The following is a 16,648-nucleotide window of genomic DNA, read 5'->3' as shown; positions in this document are numbered from 1 at the left end:
AACGAACCCGTCATGCCCGCTCGCACCGCAAAAACACGCCCCTTCAGCGTTACAAATGCTCGCCATAGCTCGAGCTATGGCTGCGCTTTGCGCCTTGACGGGACGCGTTTGTGCGGCCCGCTCGGGCGCGCCGGATTCATTCACACCTTCTAAATCCACACCCGGGAGCCATTTCCATGTTCACCACCTTTTTTCAGTCCAGCCTTCGTCCCGCCTTGGTGCTGCTGGCGCTGCTGAGCGGCTTCACCGGGCTGCTCTACCCCGCTGCCGTCACCGCCGCCGTGCAGGCGCTGTTCCCGTGGCAGGCCCAGGGCAGCCTGGTGGAGCGCGATGACCGCACGGTCGGCTCCGCGCTCATCGGCCAGCCGTTCGCCGACCCGCGCAACTTCTGGGGTCGCCCCTCGGCCACCGCGCCCATGCCCAACAACGGCGCGGCCTCGGGCGGGTCGAACCAGGGGCCGCTGAACCCCGCGCTGACCGAAGCGGTGGAGGCCCGCGTGCAGGCCCTGCGGGCGGCCGACCCCGGCAACACGGCCCCGGTGCCGGTCGATCTGGTAACCGCGTCGGCCAGCGGCCTCGATCCGCACATCACGCCCGCCGCGGCCCGTTACCAGGCCGCCCGCGTGGCGCGGCTGCGGGGCCTGCCCGAGGCCACGGTGCAGGCGCTGGTCGAGCGCCATACCGAGGCGCCGCTCTGGGGCCTGATCGGCGAGCCACGCGTGAACGTGCTGGCGCTGAACCTGGCACTGGCCCAGGCCGGGGCGGCGGCGCGCGGCGCGCGCTGAGTCATCATTGCGCCACATGCCCGACATCGACCGTCCCGACCCCGACGCCCTGATCGCCCAGCTGCGCGCCGAAGAGGCCCAGCAGCGCACGGGGCGGCTGCGCATCTACTTCGGCGCCAATGCGGGCGTGGGCAAGACCTGGTCGATGCTGAGCGCGGCGCAGCGCGAGCGCCAGGCGGGCCGCGATGTGCGGGTGGGCGTCATCGAAACCCATGGCCGCGCCGAAACCGCCGCGCTGCTGGACGGCCTGGCGGTGCTGCCGCTGCGGGAGGTGCCCTACCGGGGCCGCACGCTGTACGAGCTGGACCTGGACGCCGCCCTCGCGGCCCGGCCGCAGGTGCTGCTGGTCGATGAGCTGGCCCACTCCAACGCGCCCGGCTCGCGCCACGCCAAGCGCTGGCAGGACGTACAGGAACTGCTGGCCGCCGGCATAGACGTGTGGACGGCGCTGAACGTGCAGCACCTGGAGAGCCTGAACGGCACGGTGGGCACCATCACCGGCATCCGCGTGCACGAAACGGTGCCCGACGCCGTGCTGGACGACGCCGACGAAGTCGTGCTGGTGGACGTGACGCCCGACGAACTGCTGGCCCGCCTGAAGGCCGGCAAGGTCTATGTGCCCACGCAGGCGCAGCAGGCCGCCCGCAACTTCTTTCGCACCGGCAACCTGATCGCGCTGCGCGAGATCGCCCTGCGCCGCACGGCCGAGCACGTGGAAGACGACATGCGCGACTGGCGCGTCGAGCATTCCGGCGCCGGCGCGGCGGGCGGCGTGGCCCAGGCCTGGAACACCTCCGGCGCGTTGCTCGTCGCCGTGGGCAGCGAGCCCGCCTCGGCGCAGACGGTGCGCACCGCCGCCCGGCTGGCGGGGCAGCTGAACGTGCGCTGGCATGCGGTGCATGTCGAGGTGCCGCAGCGGCGCCTGCCGACGGCTCGGCGCGAGCAGGCGCTGGCCACCCTGCAGCTGGCGCAGAGCCTGGGCGCGGAGACGGCCGTGCCCACCGCGCCCAGCGTGCCCCAGTGCCTGGCCGAACAGGCGGCGCGCCTGAACTGCGCCACCCTGGTGGTCGGCCGCGCATCCACCGCCCTGCCCGCCTGGCGCCGGTGGTGGCTGGCTCCCAGCCTGCACACCCGGCTGAGCCGGCAACTGCCCGGGGTGGACATCGTGCAGGTCGCGCCGACGCCGCAGCACCGGGCGCTGGCGCGCGCCACGGCCGCATCGCCCGCGGCCGACGGCGCCGGGCTCGGCGCGGGCCGGCATCGCCGTGCAGCCGCCGGGTGGGGCTTCGCCAGCGCCACGGCGGTCAGCATCGGGCTCACGTTGCTGACCCTGCCGCTGGACGACACGCTGGATCAGGTGAACATCGCCATGCTGTTCCTGCTGGGCGTGCTGGGCGTGGCGTTGCGCTGGGGCCGTGCGCCCGCCGCGCTGGCAGCCCTGCTGAATGTGCTGTCGTTCGACTTCTTCTTCGTGCCGCCCAGCATGTCGTTCGCGGTGAGCGACGCACAGTACCTGGTCACCTTCGCCGTCATGCTGGCGGTGGGGCTGGTGATCGGGCAGCTTACCGCCGGCCTGCGCTCATCGGCCGGAGTAGCCGCCGAACGCGAGCGGCGCACGCATTCGCTGTTTGAGCTGACGCGGGAACTGTCGGGCGCCCTGGAAGCGCGGCAGGTGTCCGCGCTGGGCGAGCAAGCGATCCGGGCCTATTTCGGCGGCCAGGCCGTGGTGGTGCTGACCGACACGGCCGACCGCCTCGCGCCGCCCGCCGCGCCGCCGCCCGGCTGGGACGGCGACGTGGCGGAGTGGGCCTTTCGCCACGGCGAGGCCGCCGGGCTGGGCACGGCGACGCTGTCCGCCCGCGCCTGGCGCTACGTGCCGCTGCAGGCGCCCATGCGCGTTCGCGGCGTGCTGGCGCTGACCCTGCCCGACCCCGGCCTGCTGGCCGTGCCGGAGCATGCGCGGCAGCTGGACACGCTCGCCCGCCAGATCGCCATCGCCCTGGAGCGGGTGCACTACGTCGACATCGCGCAGAAGGCGGTCGTCGACATGGAATCGGAACGGCTGCGCAATACCTTGCTGGGCGCGCTGTCGCACGACATCCGCACGCCGCTCACGGTGCTCCGCGGCCTGGCCGAGGGCCTGCCCGGCCAGCCCGCCGCGCAACACGCGGACACGGCCCGGGCCATCGCCCAGCAGACCCGGGCGCTGCATGCGCTGGTCACCAACCTTCTCGACATGGCCCGGCTGGACGGCGGCCTGCCGGGCGGCGCACCGCAATTGCGGCGCGACTGGCAGTCGGTGGAAGAAGCGGTGGGCTCGGCCATCCGCGCCAGCGAGGCGGCGCTGGGCGGGTTGCCGGTGCGCACGCAGGTGCCCGCCGAGCTGCCGCTGGTCGAATTCGACGCTGTGCTGGTGGAGCGCGTGCTGGTCAACTTGCTGGAGAACGCGGCCAAGTATGGCGCGCCTCCTTTCGAAGTGCGTGCGTGGACCGACGATGCGCTGCTGCACCTGACGGTGGCCGACCATGGCCCGGGCCTGCCGGCCTCGCTGCGCGGCCCCGGGGCCACCCCGTTCGACAAGTTCACGCGGGGGCATCTGGAGTCGGCCATTCCTGGCGTGGGGCTGGGGCTGGCCATCTGCAAGGCCATCGCACGGGCGCATGGCGGCGACATCACCGCCGACACGGCCGCCGGCGGCGGCGCGCTCTTTCACCTGACCTTGCCGCGGCGGGAGCCGCCGGCAGTGGCGGCCGATTCAATGGTGGCCGATTGAGCCGGTCGCCGACAATGCCCGCCATGCACCCGCCCCGTACCGTGATCGTGATCGAAGACGAGCCGCAGATCCGCCGCTTCGTGCGTTCGGCGCTGGAGAGCGAAGGCTGGCAGGTGCACGAGGCCGCCACGCTGCAGGCGGGGCTGGCGGCTGTGGCCACCCGCAGGCCGGATCTAGTGGTGCTCGACCTGGGCCTGCCCGACGGCGATGGGCTGGAGTTGATCCGCGACGCGCGCGCCTGGTCGCCGGCTGCGATCATCGTGCTGTCTGCCCGCGTGGACGAGGCCGACAAGATCGCCGCGCTGGATGCCGGCGCCGACGACTATCTGACCAAGCCCTTCGGCACCGGCGAGCTGCTGGCGCGCGTGCGGGCCACGCTGCGCCGCCCCTGGCGAAGCGACGGGCTTGCGGAGCCCGAGCCGCGCCTCGTCTTCGGGGACGTGGAGGTGGACCGTGCCGCCCGCACGGTGCTGCGGGCCGGGCAGCCGGTGCATCTCACGCCCATCGAGTACCGCATGCTTACCGTGCTGGCGGCGAACGCCGGCCGGGTGCTGACGCAGCGCCAGTTGCTGATCGACGTGTGGGGTCCGGGCCATGTGGACCGCAGCCACTACCTGCGCATCCACATGGGGCATCTGCGGCGCAAACTGGAGGCCGACCCTACGCAGCCCAGGCATCTGCTGACGGAGACAGGTGTAGGCTATCGCCTCGTCCTGGAGCCTGCTGCCGCTGGTTGAGTGGCTCCCTGGCTATAATTTACCCACGATGCTACGGTGGTTTATCACGGTCTTCACTCTGCACTTCTTCCTCAGCGTAGGAGTGTCGGCCGTGGGCGTGGCCACGCCGCTGGGTTCGGACCAGCGCGCCACCGCTGCTCAGTCGCTGATGTCGGCCACCGACGAACCCGCGTTCCATCACGCCGCGCTGGCGTCTCTCGCCGAGTCGCCGGCGCAGGCCCCTGCCGACACGGTGCCCGACCGGCCGGGCCATGCCCTGGCGGACGATCTGCACGACCTGCCGGATGAACTGACCCCGCCCTCGGCGGTCCTGCGTCAACCTGGCGAGAGTTATTCGCCGATGCAGGTGGACCCGCCACAGTCCGCTTCGCACGCCCCCGCGACGCCGCGCAAGCCCCCCCGCGCCAGCCTCGTCGCCTGAGGGCTGCGGCCGTGCGGCGCTCGCGCGCCGTGGCCGCCACAGGCCCCTCGGGCTGCACGCCCTGCGCTCGCCAGCGCCTCTTTTCCCCTTTTTTCTCGTTTCGTGCCTTCGGGCACTGCTGACCCAGCGTCGGTCCCGGGCGTGCCTGTCGTGACGCCCGCCCGGCCACCGATGCCGCACCCCTGCGGCGATGCTGGGCCAGCGCTATTGCAAGGAGTTTTTCATCATGCGTTTGACCACCCGAGGCAAGATGGCCGTGACCGCCGTGACCGACCTGGCCCTGCGCTCCCACGGTGGCCCCGTGGCCCTGCCGGGCATCAGCGCCCGGCAGGGCATTTCGCTGTCGTACCTGGAGGACATCTTCGGCGCCTTGCGCCGGGCGGGCCTGGTGACCAGCATCCGTGGCCCCGGGGGCGGCTACACGCTCACGCGGCGACCGCACGAATTGTCGGTGGCCGACATCGTGGCTGCATCGGAGAAATTCATGTCGCGCCCCGCCGCAGACGCAGCTGACGCCGCAGCGGACGGCCAGGCCCTGCCGTCGGCGGAAATGACCGAGGAGCTGTGGACGTCGTTCCACTCGCGCGTGAAAGACTACCTGCAGTCGATCACCGTCGCCGATCTGCTCCAGCAGCAGACGTGGCAGGCGAGCGCGTGGGAAACCACGGAGCGGGAATCGCGCCCCGCCCCGCGCAAGTCGGTGCGCACGCAGCTACCCGCACGCAACGTGCCGAACTCGGTGTTCGCGCTGGGCCGGCTCAGTTCGGCCTGACGGAACGGCGGCGCCGACCGATGAGCGCCGCTTGCCCCGGCCATCGCTGCCCCGCCCGGTGCCGGTGGCTGGAGCGGCCCTGCGCAATGTCGCTGCAGGGCCGGATGCCTATTGCGGCAACAGATTGCCCGCATCCAGCGCCGGCGGACGAAGCAGGTCTTCATTCACTCCCATGACCTGACTGGCGCGCTCCACCGCCTGCCACAGCGCGCGGGGCATGGACAGGATGTCGTCCGGCGAAGCCGATCGGGCTATCCACGCACTGATTTCGGAGTGCTGTTCGTGTGTCAGCAGATCAAGGTTCAGCATCTCGTCGATGGTTTTCATGGGGTGCATTGTGGGCTGGTTCGGTGTCGAGTTTGCACCTGCTTCGGCCCGCCGCTCCGTCAGCCAGACCGTCGCCAGCGCATCCTGATCGGGCGGCGTGTGCGTAGGACTGGCCCTGCAAGCGGCACGCATGCCGGCTCACGCGAAGCGTCCAGGTGGGCGCAGAGGCTGGTTTTTTTTCCAAGGAGAACGCATGAAAACCATCCATTTCGTCGCCGCAGCCATCATGGGTCTGGCCAGTGTTGCCCACGCCGATGTATCCAAAAAGGATCAGGACTTCATCACCAAGGCCGCCGCGGGCGGCATGTATGAAGTCGAGGCGGGCAAGCTGGCGAAGGCCAAGGGCACTTCCGAGGGTGTGAAGTCATACGGCGACATGCTCGTGAACGACCACACCGCCGCCAACGATGAGCTGAAGGCGCTGGCTACCGCCAAGGGCGCGACGCTTCCATCCGCGCTGCCGGCGGACAAGACACGCAAGCTCGAGAAGATGGGCGGCGCGAAAGACTTTGACAGGCAGTTCGTCAAGCAAGTGGGCCAGGCGGATCACAAAACGGACATCGCGCTTTTCGAAAAGGCCAGCAAGAACGCAGATGACGCGGAACTGAAGGCCTTTGCCGCGAAGACCATTCCGACGCTGAAGGGGCACAAGGAACATGCCGACGGGCTGGTGAAATCTGGCAGCCGCTGACGACTCCAGGCGCTGGCGCGCCCGCAACACGCGGGCTGCGGTAGCCCATCAGTGAGACCCTTCACGCGGGCGCTGGCCCGATTACGCTACCCACGCCGTGTATGGGATCGATGGCCGGGATGACGAACCGGCCCCTCAGCCCTGGGCGAGCCATCGCTTGGGGCTTTTCCTTGCGAGGACGGCTTCTCGACCCCTCCACACGGAGACTGGGAAACGCTTGGACGGTGCCTCCGCACCTGTCCCCCACGCGGGTCGCTTCGTCACCTCACGAATCGGGCAGATGCGGAATGGCGCCGCATCTCGCAAATGCCGTTCTTCTCACACCAAGATGGCGTGGCCGCAGGGTGTCGATGGCGGCAGCGCTGTCCGTGGCTCCCTTCGCGTGGGCAGGTGGTGTTCTGTGGAAAGGTCGAAATTCGTTCAGGACCGGCCCGACGAACAATTGCAAACGAAGGTGAACGCGGGTCCAATCGCCGCCTGCTCTTGTCAAGTGGCCGTGCGGATTGTTCCCAGGCGATCCGCCCTGCATTGACAGCCCAGGCCAGGAGCGGCCTCCCCATTCGTGAGATCCCATGAACCCCACCGCTGCTCTCCGGCTTCACGGTCAGACGTTCATCCACACCGTCGCGCTCACCATGCTATCGACGGGTGCCTGTGCCGCCGACATATCGCTGACTCCGCCTCCCGGCGGGGGTTTTGTCGTCAAGGACCCGGGCGGTCAGGAGCGGTTCAGAGTCGACGGGACGGGCGAGGTCAAGGTGCCGGGTTTGCCGGCGACCCCAGGCAACAGCCGCTTGACCTGCCATGACGCCGCCGGGCAGTTGACCACCTGTTCACCCGGGGTGGGGGGAGCTGCGGGACCTCAGGGCCCCGCGGGTGCTACGGGTGCCACAGGCGCTCAGGGGCCGACCGGACCCCAGGGACCGCAGGGCCAGACCGGTGCCACCGGCCCCAAAGGCGACACGGGAGCGACCGGCGCAGCAGGGCCCACCGGGCCTGTCGGCCCGGCAGGCGGTTCGGTGTCGGGGCTCGCCGCTGTCCGTCACGGGTGCTTCAACAGCACGCCCACCGTCGTGAGCGGCGCACAGTTTCAGGTGACCAAAGCGGGCAATGTGTTCACCGTGCAGTTCCAGCCGCCTTTGTCGACAGCCACCTATTCCCTGCTTCTGGATGGCCGCTCCAGCAATGGGCGTGCGGTGGGATTGGTGGCTTCGCAAAGCTCCGCCAATGGCGTCGCCATTGCAGGCGGCTGGCTCGAGGCCACTGAGACGCTGGCTTATGTCTGCTTCATAGCCGCCCAGTGAGGCGGCGGCCTCTTCTCACTCTTCTCACTCATTCGGACGAGAATCCCATGACACACGCTCAAGCGGCCCTGCACGCTAGCTTTTTTGTGCTGACGGGCCTTTGCGTCGGCACCGCCCACGCCCAAGAAAAATACGTCGGCGAACTCTTTGCGACCGCTGGCACCTTCTGCCCCCGGGGGACGATCGCCGCCAAGGGGCAGACTCTGAGCATCCAGCAATACACCCCATTGTTCGCAGTCATTGGAATAACGTACGGCGGGAATGGATCGAGCAACTTTCGGCTCCCTGACATGCAAGGCCGTTCACCCATCGGCGAAGGGAGTGGACCGGGCTTGAGTTCGTACAGCTTGGGCCAGGCGGGCGGCGATGAACAACAGACCCTCTTTACCGGTAATTTGCCCGCACACAACCATTCGGTGATGTCGAGCGTTAGTACCCTGCCGGCAACCCATGCCACGCCCGCCTCGGGCCGAACCCTTGGCACGGCACAAAACGCCGGGATTTACGTCGAAGCAACCCCGAATACGCAGATAGCGACTGGAATGACGGGCGTGACCGGGCAGAACCTGCCTGTCAATATCCGCAATCCTTTTGTCGCCGTGAACTGGTGCATCGTGTTCGATGGCCTGTATCCGGCCCGTCCCGACTGACACTCCGGCGCCTCCAACCTCTGTTCTCTCTGCGGAATCCGCATGCAGCATAGGCTCTGATGTGGATTGGCCCACTTTATCCAAAGAGCATTCGGAGAAACTGCTGCAGGCCGTCTACATTCACTGCGGTAGTCGGGTCGCCTGACGAGGTAGTCTGGCCGTGGCCTTCCAGCGCACCGGTGGTCTCTGGCTTTCAGGCCCGGTCCGCTCGCCATTCCCCGCTGGCGACCGCGCTCGGGCCTGCAAAGCGGGCGCATGCAAGCCAGGAAATTCGAGCTGATCCAGGCGGTCGCGCAGCAGAGCCATGAACGGGGCTTGAGCTTCGTCGCCTGCATTCCGCTCCGTCCGATGTTTTATGTCGGTTGGGCGGCCATCATGCGCGCTCCTGGATTTCATTTTTCACGGGCGTGAAAATTCAACGGACAGGTTAGTTTCCTAGCCAAAGTCGCTTCACTTTTACGCACAGTCCTACCCGCCAACCGGCGTCGGCCAGCCCTGGGCTCTCGTCAAAACGGAATCCTTGAACCCTTTCAGGGTAGCGGCTAGAGTTGCGGCGTGGACCTTTCGCGCACGGGCGACTGCTCTATCGGCGTTGCACTGCGCAGCGATCAGGATATGCCGATCAACTACTCGAAGCCCTTGCATGCGGTCGATGCGTAGCCAAATGCGCAGCCGGGCTTCCTGCCTGGCTCGCCCCCGGCCACGGTGCGTGGCTCCGATGTGGGGCGTATGTTGCGTCCGTGTGGTCTGGGCCATGAGCATGCGGGTGGCGCCTCCGGGAGTGCGGGCGCAGGCAGACATCGTGCGATCTCAAGTACGTTTTCTTTCAGGCGCCGCCGTTAAAGTGTCAGGTCCGCCTCAACACTGGAGACTCGAATGATCAAGTTCCCTCGCGCCTGCTTGGCCGCAGCAATGCTCACCTTGGCAGCGCCTGCTTTCGCCATCCTTCCCCAACAAGGCATGTGGTCCATTGGTTCAGAGGTCAATGGCAAGCCTGGCCGCGGCATTCAGTTAGACCGCCAGGGCGGCGACTATCTGATCCTCACGTACATCGGCTACCGTCCCGACGGCTCGTCGATGTTTCTGCAGGCCAGTGGCAAGATGACCGACGGCATGTTCTTCTCTGGGAATCTGACTGAGTACAAGAACGGCCGACTCCTCGGAGGCGCAGCACGGGACGGCGAACTGGCCCAGGTAGTCGGGCCCATCGCCATCAAATTCGACAGCACCAGTTCCGGCACCGTGACGTTGCCTGGCGAGGAGCCGCAGCGCTTCAGCCGTTACCAGTACGAAGATCACCTCGCCCGCTTGAATTTCGGATTCGAGTATCGCTCTTACAGAGCCAATTCGTCGCTCTACACAAATACCACTGCGACCATTCAGGCCCAGCCCGGCAAATTCTCGATGACAGAGAAGACTCCTACCACCGGAGGAAGCATCGAGTGCAGCTACACAGGAGACCTTCGCCCCACCGGGGAGACGTTTACATCCAGAGGAACTGCGACCTGCAAGGATGTGAACTCGTATACGCCGGTGACCTGGCAGTACCAGCTTGTCGACCTCAAGGTGAATGAGCGGGGGATGTTCTCGGCTCGGCTCTACATGAGCGACGCGGACCCCCTGCAGCAAGCAGTGGAAATGAAGCACATGCATGGGACCTGCATTACCAAAGGCCCTGAGTTTGCAGACGGAAGCAGATCCCGGTGCAGGCCCCTCGAACTCGGCGTTGGTGACAACACCCCGGTTGATTGGGTCCACCCAGCCTCGATACCCTCGCGGTAACTATCGGCCCGCCTGCCCCGTTTAAACCCGGAAATCTGAATGACTAAACTGAAGCATGCCCTCGTATCCGCAGCCGTGTGGTTGAGCGCAACCCACGCCTTTGCTCTTTTTCCCGAGCAGGGGATGTGGACCATCGGGTCTGAACTCGACGGCAGGCCTGGGCGCGGCGTCCAAATCGACCGGCAGGGAGGGCGGACGGTCATCGTCACCTACTTCGGATACCGGCCTGATGGAAGCTCCATGTTTTTGCAGGCAAGCGGAGCATTGAAAGACGGGAACATCTTCACCGGCGAGCTCAGCGAATTCAAGAACGGCCGGGCACTGGCCGGGCCTCAACGCAGCGGCCAGGTCGCCCAGGTCGCGGGCCCGATTTCCATCGAGTTTGACACCTCCACCACCGGCTCCATCACCCTGCCAGGAGAGCCCCCTCAACGCTTCTCCCGCTTCCAATTCGAGGACCACTCAGTACGGATCAACGGTGGTTTCGTCGGCAGTGTGGAAGTCCCGGCACTATCCGTATACCTCCAGCCGGTGTATCTCGAGCTTTCTTCCAATAGGACCGAGCTCTACATCACCGAGCGGACTTTCCGGTCTAACGGGGACCCTGTAACCTGCACGTTGGCGGGCAACTTGCGAGCCGCGGGCGAGGGTTTTGCCTCTGATGGAGCGGCGAATTGCGACAAGCCTGGTTCATGGGCGGGCGATCGGATGTCCTATCGCATCACAGACCTGAAGGTCGACGAGTACGGCGTTTTGAACGCCCGGCTCTACTACTCCAGCGGGCAGTATCGGTACTACACCGCTACCTGTCAGTCCAACGGACCATACCTCGGATCTCCCAGTCGCTGCAGGCCAGAACAGTACGGGCTCGACGTCAACGATCTCCGTGAATAACGCTTTCAAACTCACGCGCACCAACAGCAGAAGCCCCGGTCATCACCGCCTCGGGGCTTTCTCACATCCGCGCGCACTCCTACAACACCTCAGAACATTCCAGCCCCACCGCCCAGAAACCGCTTCGCGTATGGCATGGCGGTTGGATGCGCCTGCGCTCTAGGTACACAGTACACACAGCATCAGCGGTTTGCGGCGCAGTGGTTCCGGCGTGGCAGTTGGCGCAGCACGTCCCTTAAGGAGCTGCGCGCGGTGCAGGTGGTGGGCGAGTTGCCGGGAGATCCGCAACCCTTCCTGACAGTGCGGCATGGGGCGCTCGCGCACGCGGTGGCAGGCCTTGCAGGTGCGCCCTGCCCGCTCCTTTGCGCCCCGGCATGCCGGGCGGCCGCCGGCCCACCAGGCCTGCACGTCCAGTAGCTTGGTTGGCGACTGTTTGATGCCCAGGGCGGCGACCCATGACAGCAGGCCGGCGTGCTCTTCAACCAGTTGGCGCAGGCTGGGCAGCCGCGGGATCACGCGGCAGCACTCCGCGTCGGTCCAGGCATCCGCCTCAGCACGCGCTCCGGCCCAGTCGAGCGCCTCCACATCCTTCACGCCGCGCGTGCTCCGCTTCTGCGCCTTGATGCGGGGGCAGGTGCTGGGCCCGTTGCTCGATGTCGGCTGCGGCGAAGGTGCGCGGCTTGGGGCAGCCGTCCCAGTCGCTCCTGAGCTGGTAGATGTGGCAGCCGATGAATGCGGCACCTTTGCCCGCGGCGATCAGTAGTCCACGCCTTTGCGGGAAGCACACCAGCACCGCGGTGTTGAGCTGCATCTGCCGCACCGCCAGCTCAATGGACCACCCCGTCGCATAACCCTCGCACATCACCAGGAAGCTTGCGGCGGCCCCAGACGCAGGACGGCGCCCTTGGCGCGCATGCCTAGGTCATCTTTCTGACCCACGCATATGCCCAGGCTCGACCTCGGTGTCGGTCCAGCGGATTGCCAACCAGTACAAGCACAGCGTGCAGTTGATGCTGAAGGACTATGCGAAATGGATCCCGAACGCAGACCTCGGCAGCAAACTGGCGACAGTCATTGAAGCGCTAGAAATAGGTTTGGCCAGCGCAAAGAACACCGTTAGGTTCAAACCAAGTCGAGCTCGCTCAAGCGCGGGTCAAAAAATGAAAAAAGCCCCAAGCAGATCACCTACTTGGGGCTTATTGTCGTGGCGGAAACGGAGGGATTCGAACCCTCGATGAGGCTCTACACCCCATACTCCCTTAGCAGGGGAGCACCTTCGGCCACTCGGTCACGTTTCCAATCCCGCTATTATGCCTCAGATTCAGAGGCATTCAGCCGATCACGCGGCGGGCTGGTCGAGATCGAAAGCCTTGTGCAGCGTGCGCACGGCGAGCTCGACGTACTTCTCGTCGATGACGACCGAGGTCTTGATTTCCGAGGTGGAGATCATCTGGATGTTGATGCCCTCTTCGCTCAAGACGCGGAACATCTTGGAAGCGACGCCGACATGGCTGCGCATGCCGATGCCGACGATGCTGACCTTGCAGATCTTCGCGTCGCCCACGACTTCCTGCGCGCCCAGTTGCGCCAAGACCTTCTCCTTCAACAGCTCGACGGTGCGGGCGTAGTCGCCGCGGTTCACCGTGAAGCTGAAGTCGGTTTTGCCGTCGCGGCTCAGGTTCTGGATGATGACGTCCACATCGATATTGGCGTCGGCCACGGGGCCCAGGATCTGGTAGGCGATGCCGGGCGTGTCGGGCACGCCGAGCACGGAGACCTTGGCCTCGTCGCGGTTGAAAGCGATGCCGGATACGACGGCTTGTTCCATTTTTTCGTCTTCCTCAAAAGTGATCAGCGTGCCGGAGCGGGCTTCTTCGTCGATGTCGATGTCCCAGGGCGTAAAGCTCGACAGCACGCGCAGCGGCACCTTGTACTTGCCCGCGAACTCGACCGAGCGGATCTGCAGCACCTTGCTGCCGAGGCTGGCCATCTCCAGCATTTCCTCGAAGCTCACGGTGGCCAGGCGGCGGGCCTCCTGCACCACGCGGGGATCGGTCGTGTAAACGCCATCCACGTCGGTATAGATCAGGCACTCGGCCGCCTTCATGGCGGCGGCGACGGCCACGGCCGACGTGTCGGAGCCGCCACGGCCGAGCGTGGTGATGTGACCCTGCTCGTCGATGCCCTGGAAGCCGGTGACGATCACGACCTTGCCGGCCGCCAGGTCGGCGCGCACGCGCTGGTCGTCGATAGATTCGATGCGGGCCTTGGTGTAGGCGCTGTTCGTGCGAATGGGCACCTGCCAGCCGGCGTAGCTGACCGACTCCATGCCTTCAGCCTGCAGCGCGATGGCCAGCAGCGCCGACGATGCCTGCTCGCCGGTCGCGGCCAGCATGTCGAGTTCACGGTGATAGGCCGACGTGGCGCGTGAGGGCGCCAGGTCCTTGGCCAGCCCTAGCAGGCGGTTGGTCTCGCCGCTCATGGCGCTGGGCACCACCACCATCTGGTGGCCGGCCCGAGCCCATTTGGCCACGCGCTTGGCGACGTTGCGGATGCGCTCCGTGGAGCCCATCGACGTGCCGCCGTATTTATGAACGATCAGTGCCATTGGATATGTGGAAGGACGAACCGATGACTGACAGGGCGCGGGAAAAGGAGAAAAAGGCGTTTTGGCGCGCCGCCGGTTCGTGCAGAAGGAAGTTGATACCAAAACCTAGGAATTGTACCAACCGAGCACTGAGCCCTTGCGCACCACGAAGCCCGCGCCCACCCGAATGCGGATGCGGTGCCCGCGCGTAGCGCAGTCGGCGAGCTGCGCCTGCAGTTCCGCCAGTTGCGCGGCGGACGGCACGGCCCCGTGCGCCTGCCGCAGCCAGTGGCGCAGCAGGTTAGCCTGGCGCGGCGCGCTCAGGGCGCGCAGGGCGTCGATGCGCGGCGGGTTGCCGGCGCCGGCCAGGTCGCTCTCGGCCAGTTCGTGCAGCAACGCGCTGGCCTGCGCCGCATGGGCGGCGGAGCGCGCGAACGTCTCGCGGAACTGCGGAAAGACCGCCTCCAGCGCGGGCAGCAGTTGCCGGCGGATGCGGTTGCGGGTGTAGCGCTCGTCGGCGTTGGTGGGGTCTTCGATCCAGGCCACGCCCCGGGATTGCAACCAGCTGCGCACGTCGCGCCCCGCCACGCGCAGGAGAGGCCGGTGCCAGCGGAGGCCGGCGCGCTCCCACTGCGCCGGCATGGCGGCCAGCCCCGGCGCACCGGCGCCGCGCGACAACGCCAGCAGCAGCGTTTCCGCCTGGTCGTCGGCGTGCTGCGCGATTGCTATATCTTTAATAGCAACCTGTGCTGATGGATCAAGCGCCAGCGCCTCGAAACATGCATAGCGGGCGCGCCGGGCCGCGTCTTCCGGGCTCTGGCCCGGCCGTGGCCGCGCATTCACCCGCCCGGCGCGCAGCGGCACGCCCAGCCCGTCGCACAGCGTGCGGCAGTGGGCCTCGAAATGGTCGGCCGCCGCCTGCAGCCCATGGTGCACGTGCAGCGCCACCACCTGCCCGGGCCAGCGCGCATGGCAGGCCAGCAGCAGGGCGGTCGAATCGGCACCGCCGCTCAGGCCCACGCCCAGCGGCAACTGGGGGGCGAAGGCTTGCAGCGCCGCGTCGAACGACTGGGTCATGGCCGTGGGCCGCTGCATGGCGCGCCCCGGAGCCGCCCATGAAAAACGGCCCCGCAGGGCCGCACGGCAGTCGCCCGACCGGCGTGCGCGTCAGCGGCTCTCGGCCTTGGTGTCGGTGAAGCGGCCATAGCTCTGCAGCCGCTCGTAACGGCGGTCAAGCAGTTCCTTGGGTTTCAGGTCGGCCAGCTGGCGGAAGGCGTCGCCCAGCGCGCGCTTCAGGAAGGCCGCCATCTGCTTGACGTCGCGGTGTGCGCCGCCGACCGGCTCGCTCACGATCTTGTCCACCAGGCCCAGGGCCTTCAGCCGGTGCGCGGTGATGCCCATGGCGTCGGCCGCGTCCTGCGCCTTGTCGCCCGTCTTCCAGAGGATGGAGGCGCAGCCTTCCGGGCTAATGACCGAATAGATGGAGTACTGCAGCATGATGACTTGGTCGGCCACGCTGATCGCCAGCGCGCCGCCGGAGCCGCCCTCGCCGATCACGGTGGTGATGATGGGCACTTCCAGCTGCGCCATCTCGAAGATGTTGCGGCCGATGGCCTCGGACTGGCCGCGCTCCTCGGCGTCGATGCCCGGGTAGGCGCCGGGCGTGTCCACGAAGGTGAAGACCGGCAGCTTGAACTTCTCGGCCGTCTTCATTAGGCGCAGGGCCTTGCGGTAGCCCTCCGGGCGGCTCATGCCGAAGTTGCGGGCGGCGCGCTCCTTGGTGTCGCGGCCCTTTTGCTGGCCGATGACCATGCAGGCATGGCCGTTGAAGCGCGCCAGGCCGCCGATGATCGACAGGTCGTCGGCGAAGTGGCGGTCGCCGTGCATCTCCACGAAGTCGGTGAAGATCTCGCGCAGGTAGTCCATGGTGTACGGACGCTCCGGGTGGCGCGCGATCTTGGTGATCTGCCAGGGCGTGAGGTCACCGTAGATGTCCTTGGTGAGCTGCTGGCTCTTCTTGCTCAGCTGGTCGATCTCTTCGGAGATGTCGACCGCGCTTTCGGTCTGGACGTAACGCAGCTCTTCGATCTTGGACTCGAGCTCGCCGATGGGCTGTTCGAAGTCCAGAAATGTCTTTTTCGCCAATTGGTTTCTCCTTGGGCGGGGTGTGCCCAGTGTCGGTCTGCGGTGCGCGCCCGAGGCGCCCGGAACGCCGCAACGGGCGCGCCGGACCACGGAAATCAGTAGTCCACCGGCAAGGGGGCGAGAGATCGCCAAATATACCAACTTGCCACGCTGCACCAGGGCTTCCAGGCGTCGGCCACTTCGCGCGCGTCGCTGCGGCTGACCGGGTCGCCCGAGAAGTAATGCTGGCTGATGCCGCTGATGAGGCTGGCGTCGTCCAGCGGCATGACGTTGGGCCGCGCCAGGTGGAAGATGAGGAACATGTCCGCCGTCCAGCGGCTGATGCCGCGGATGGCGACCAGCTCGCGGGTGATGGCGTCGTCGTCCATCGCGTCCCAGTCCTTGACGTGCAGGCGGCCGGTGTCGAAGTGCACAGCCAGATCCACCAGATAGTCGACCTTGCGGGCCGACAGGCCGGCGGCGCGCATGTCGTCGATCTTGAGCTTGAGCACGTTGGCGGGCGTCATGCTGGGCGGCAGCGCGGCGAAGGCGTCCCACACCTTCTGGGCCGACGCGACCGACACCTGCTGGCCGACGATGCTGCGCGCCAGGGTCGTGAAGGCGTCGCCCCGCTGAGTGAGCGCGACGTCGCCCAGTTGCGGGATCAGGCGCTTCATCACCCGATCCTTCTTCATCAGGTGGCGGCAGGCCTCGGCCCAGTACGCGGGCACCGGCACGCCGGGCGGCTGGGTCAGCGGATAGTCCGCTATTTTCTTGATAGCAGCCACCGCTTATTCCACC

Annotated in this window: 17 protein-coding genes and 1 tRNA gene; 11 read left to right on the top strand and 7 right to left on the bottom strand. The window is 67.0% G+C overall.

Translation table 11 applies throughout. The features are described 5' to 3' along the window. Positions 1–176 precede the first annotated feature (176 nt). The 5 genes from kdpC to ABWV53_RS14240 all read left to right on the top strand — a co-directional run bounded on the left by kdpC (position 177) and on the right by ABWV53_RS14240 (position 5,488). Entirely contained in the window at positions 177–785 is a 609-nt protein-coding gene (gene kdpC / locus ABWV53_RS14260; RefSeq protein WP_353366803.1) for a potassium-transporting ATPase subunit KdpC, read from the top strand. A gap of 16 nt (positions 786–801) precedes the next feature. Further along, positions 802–3,558 carry a DUF4118 domain-containing protein gene (locus tag ABWV53_RS14255; RefSeq protein WP_353366802.1) on the top strand — a complete coding sequence of 919 codons (2,757 nt, stop codon included), beginning with the start codon at positions 802–804 and terminating at the stop codon, positions 3,556–3,558. A gap of 23 nt (positions 3,559–3,581) precedes the next feature. After that, complete coding sequence (gene kdpE / locus ABWV53_RS14250; protein WP_353366801.1) at positions 3,582–4,295, top strand: two-component system response regulator KdpE; 714 nt, start codon at positions 3,582–3,584, stop codon at positions 4,293–4,295. A gap of 28 nt (positions 4,296–4,323) precedes the next feature. Beyond that, positions 4,324–4,716: a hypothetical protein gene (locus ABWV53_RS14245; protein WP_353366800.1), complete on the top strand. Its 393-nt coding sequence runs from the start codon at positions 4,324–4,326 to the stop codon at positions 4,714–4,716. 226 nt (positions 4,717–4,942) lie between these two features. Further along, complete coding sequence (locus ABWV53_RS14240; protein WP_353366799.1) at positions 4,943–5,488, top strand: Rrf2 family transcriptional regulator; 546 nt, start codon at positions 4,943–4,945, stop codon at positions 5,486–5,488. A gap of 108 nt (positions 5,489–5,596) precedes the next feature. On the opposite strand, the gene ABWV53_RS14235 is transcribed toward ABWV53_RS14240, so the two are convergent. Next, positions 5,597–5,815: a hypothetical protein gene (locus tag ABWV53_RS14235; protein ID WP_353366798.1), complete on the bottom strand. Its 219-nt coding sequence runs from the start codon at positions 5,813–5,815 to the stop codon at positions 5,597–5,599. Between the two features lie 193 nt (positions 5,816–6,008). On the opposite strand from ABWV53_RS14235, the gene ABWV53_RS14230 reads away from it, so the two are divergent. The 6 genes from ABWV53_RS14230 (at position 6,009) to ABWV53_RS14205 (ending at position 11,136) form a co-directional block, all read left to right on the top strand. Further along, complete coding sequence (locus ABWV53_RS14230; RefSeq protein ID WP_353366797.1) at positions 6,009–6,506, top strand: DUF4142 domain-containing protein; 498 nt, start codon at positions 6,009–6,011, stop codon at positions 6,504–6,506. A gap of 572 nt (positions 6,507–7,078) precedes the next feature. Continuing rightward, positions 7,079–7,810, top strand: a complete 732-nt coding sequence (locus ABWV53_RS14225) for a hypothetical protein (protein WP_353366796.1) — start codon at positions 7,079–7,081, stop codon at positions 7,808–7,810. A 47-nt stretch (positions 7,811–7,857) separates the two neighbouring features. Continuing rightward, entirely contained in the window at positions 7,858–8,460 is a 603-nt protein-coding gene (locus ABWV53_RS14220; protein WP_353366795.1) for a phage tail protein, read from the top strand. A gap of 255 nt (positions 8,461–8,715) precedes the next feature. Continuing rightward, positions 8,716–8,871: a hypothetical protein gene (locus ABWV53_RS14215; RefSeq protein ID WP_353366794.1), complete on the top strand. Its 156-nt coding sequence runs from the start codon at positions 8,716–8,718 to the stop codon at positions 8,869–8,871. A 465-nt stretch (positions 8,872–9,336) separates the two neighbouring features. After that, positions 9,337–10,242, top strand: coding sequence for a hypothetical protein (locus ABWV53_RS14210; protein ID WP_353366793.1), 906 nt, complete (start codon positions 9,337–9,339; stop codon positions 10,240–10,242). A 39-nt stretch (positions 10,243–10,281) separates the two neighbouring features. Beyond that, the gene (locus tag ABWV53_RS14205; RefSeq protein ID WP_353366792.1) at positions 10,282–11,136 is read left to right on the top strand and encodes a hypothetical protein; all 855 of its coding nucleotides are present in this window, start codon (positions 10,282–10,284) and stop codon (positions 11,134–11,136) included. Positions 11,137–11,295: 159 nt separating this feature from the next. Here ABWV53_RS14205 and ABWV53_RS14200 read toward each other — a convergent pair whose 3' ends face one another. From ABWV53_RS14200 to ABWV53_RS14175, 6 genes are all read right to left on the bottom strand, one after another. After that, positions 11,296–11,730 (bottom strand): hypothetical protein, encoded by a 435-nt coding sequence (locus ABWV53_RS14200; RefSeq protein WP_353366791.1) that lies wholly within the window; start codon positions 11,728–11,730, stop codon positions 11,296–11,298. 611 nt (positions 11,731–12,341) lie between these two features. Continuing rightward, positions 12,342–12,434, bottom strand: a tRNA-Ser gene (locus tag ABWV53_RS14195). 41 nt (positions 12,435–12,475) lie between these two features. Then, positions 12,476–13,744, bottom strand: coding sequence for an aspartate kinase (locus tag ABWV53_RS14190; RefSeq protein ID WP_353366790.1), 1,269 nt, complete (start codon positions 13,742–13,744; stop codon positions 12,476–12,478). Between the two features lie 105 nt (positions 13,745–13,849). Next, positions 13,850–14,800, bottom strand: a complete 951-nt coding sequence (gene tilS, locus ABWV53_RS14185; protein ID WP_353366789.1) for a tRNA lysidine(34) synthetase TilS — start codon at positions 14,798–14,800, stop codon at positions 13,850–13,852. 90 nt (positions 14,801–14,890) lie between these two features. Next, positions 14,891–15,868, bottom strand: a complete 978-nt coding sequence (locus tag ABWV53_RS14180; protein ID WP_353366788.1) for an acetyl-CoA carboxylase carboxyltransferase subunit alpha — start codon at positions 15,866–15,868, stop codon at positions 14,891–14,893. A 95-nt stretch (positions 15,869–15,963) separates the two neighbouring features. Next, a complete protein-coding gene (locus ABWV53_RS14175; protein WP_056663674.1) occupies positions 15,964–16,635 on the bottom strand; it encodes a DNA-3-methyladenine glycosylase family protein in 672 nt (223 codons plus the stop codon). Between the last annotated feature and the right edge of the window lie 13 nt (positions 16,636–16,648).

Origin of the sequence: Acidovorax sp. FG27 (genome assembly GCF_040365715.1) — a bacterium.
GTDB lineage: Bacteria > Pseudomonadota > Gammaproteobacteria > Burkholderiales > Burkholderiaceae_C > Paracidovorax.
Note: the sequence above shows the minus strand (reverse complement) of the source record. Positions and strands in the feature narration are given on the sequence as shown.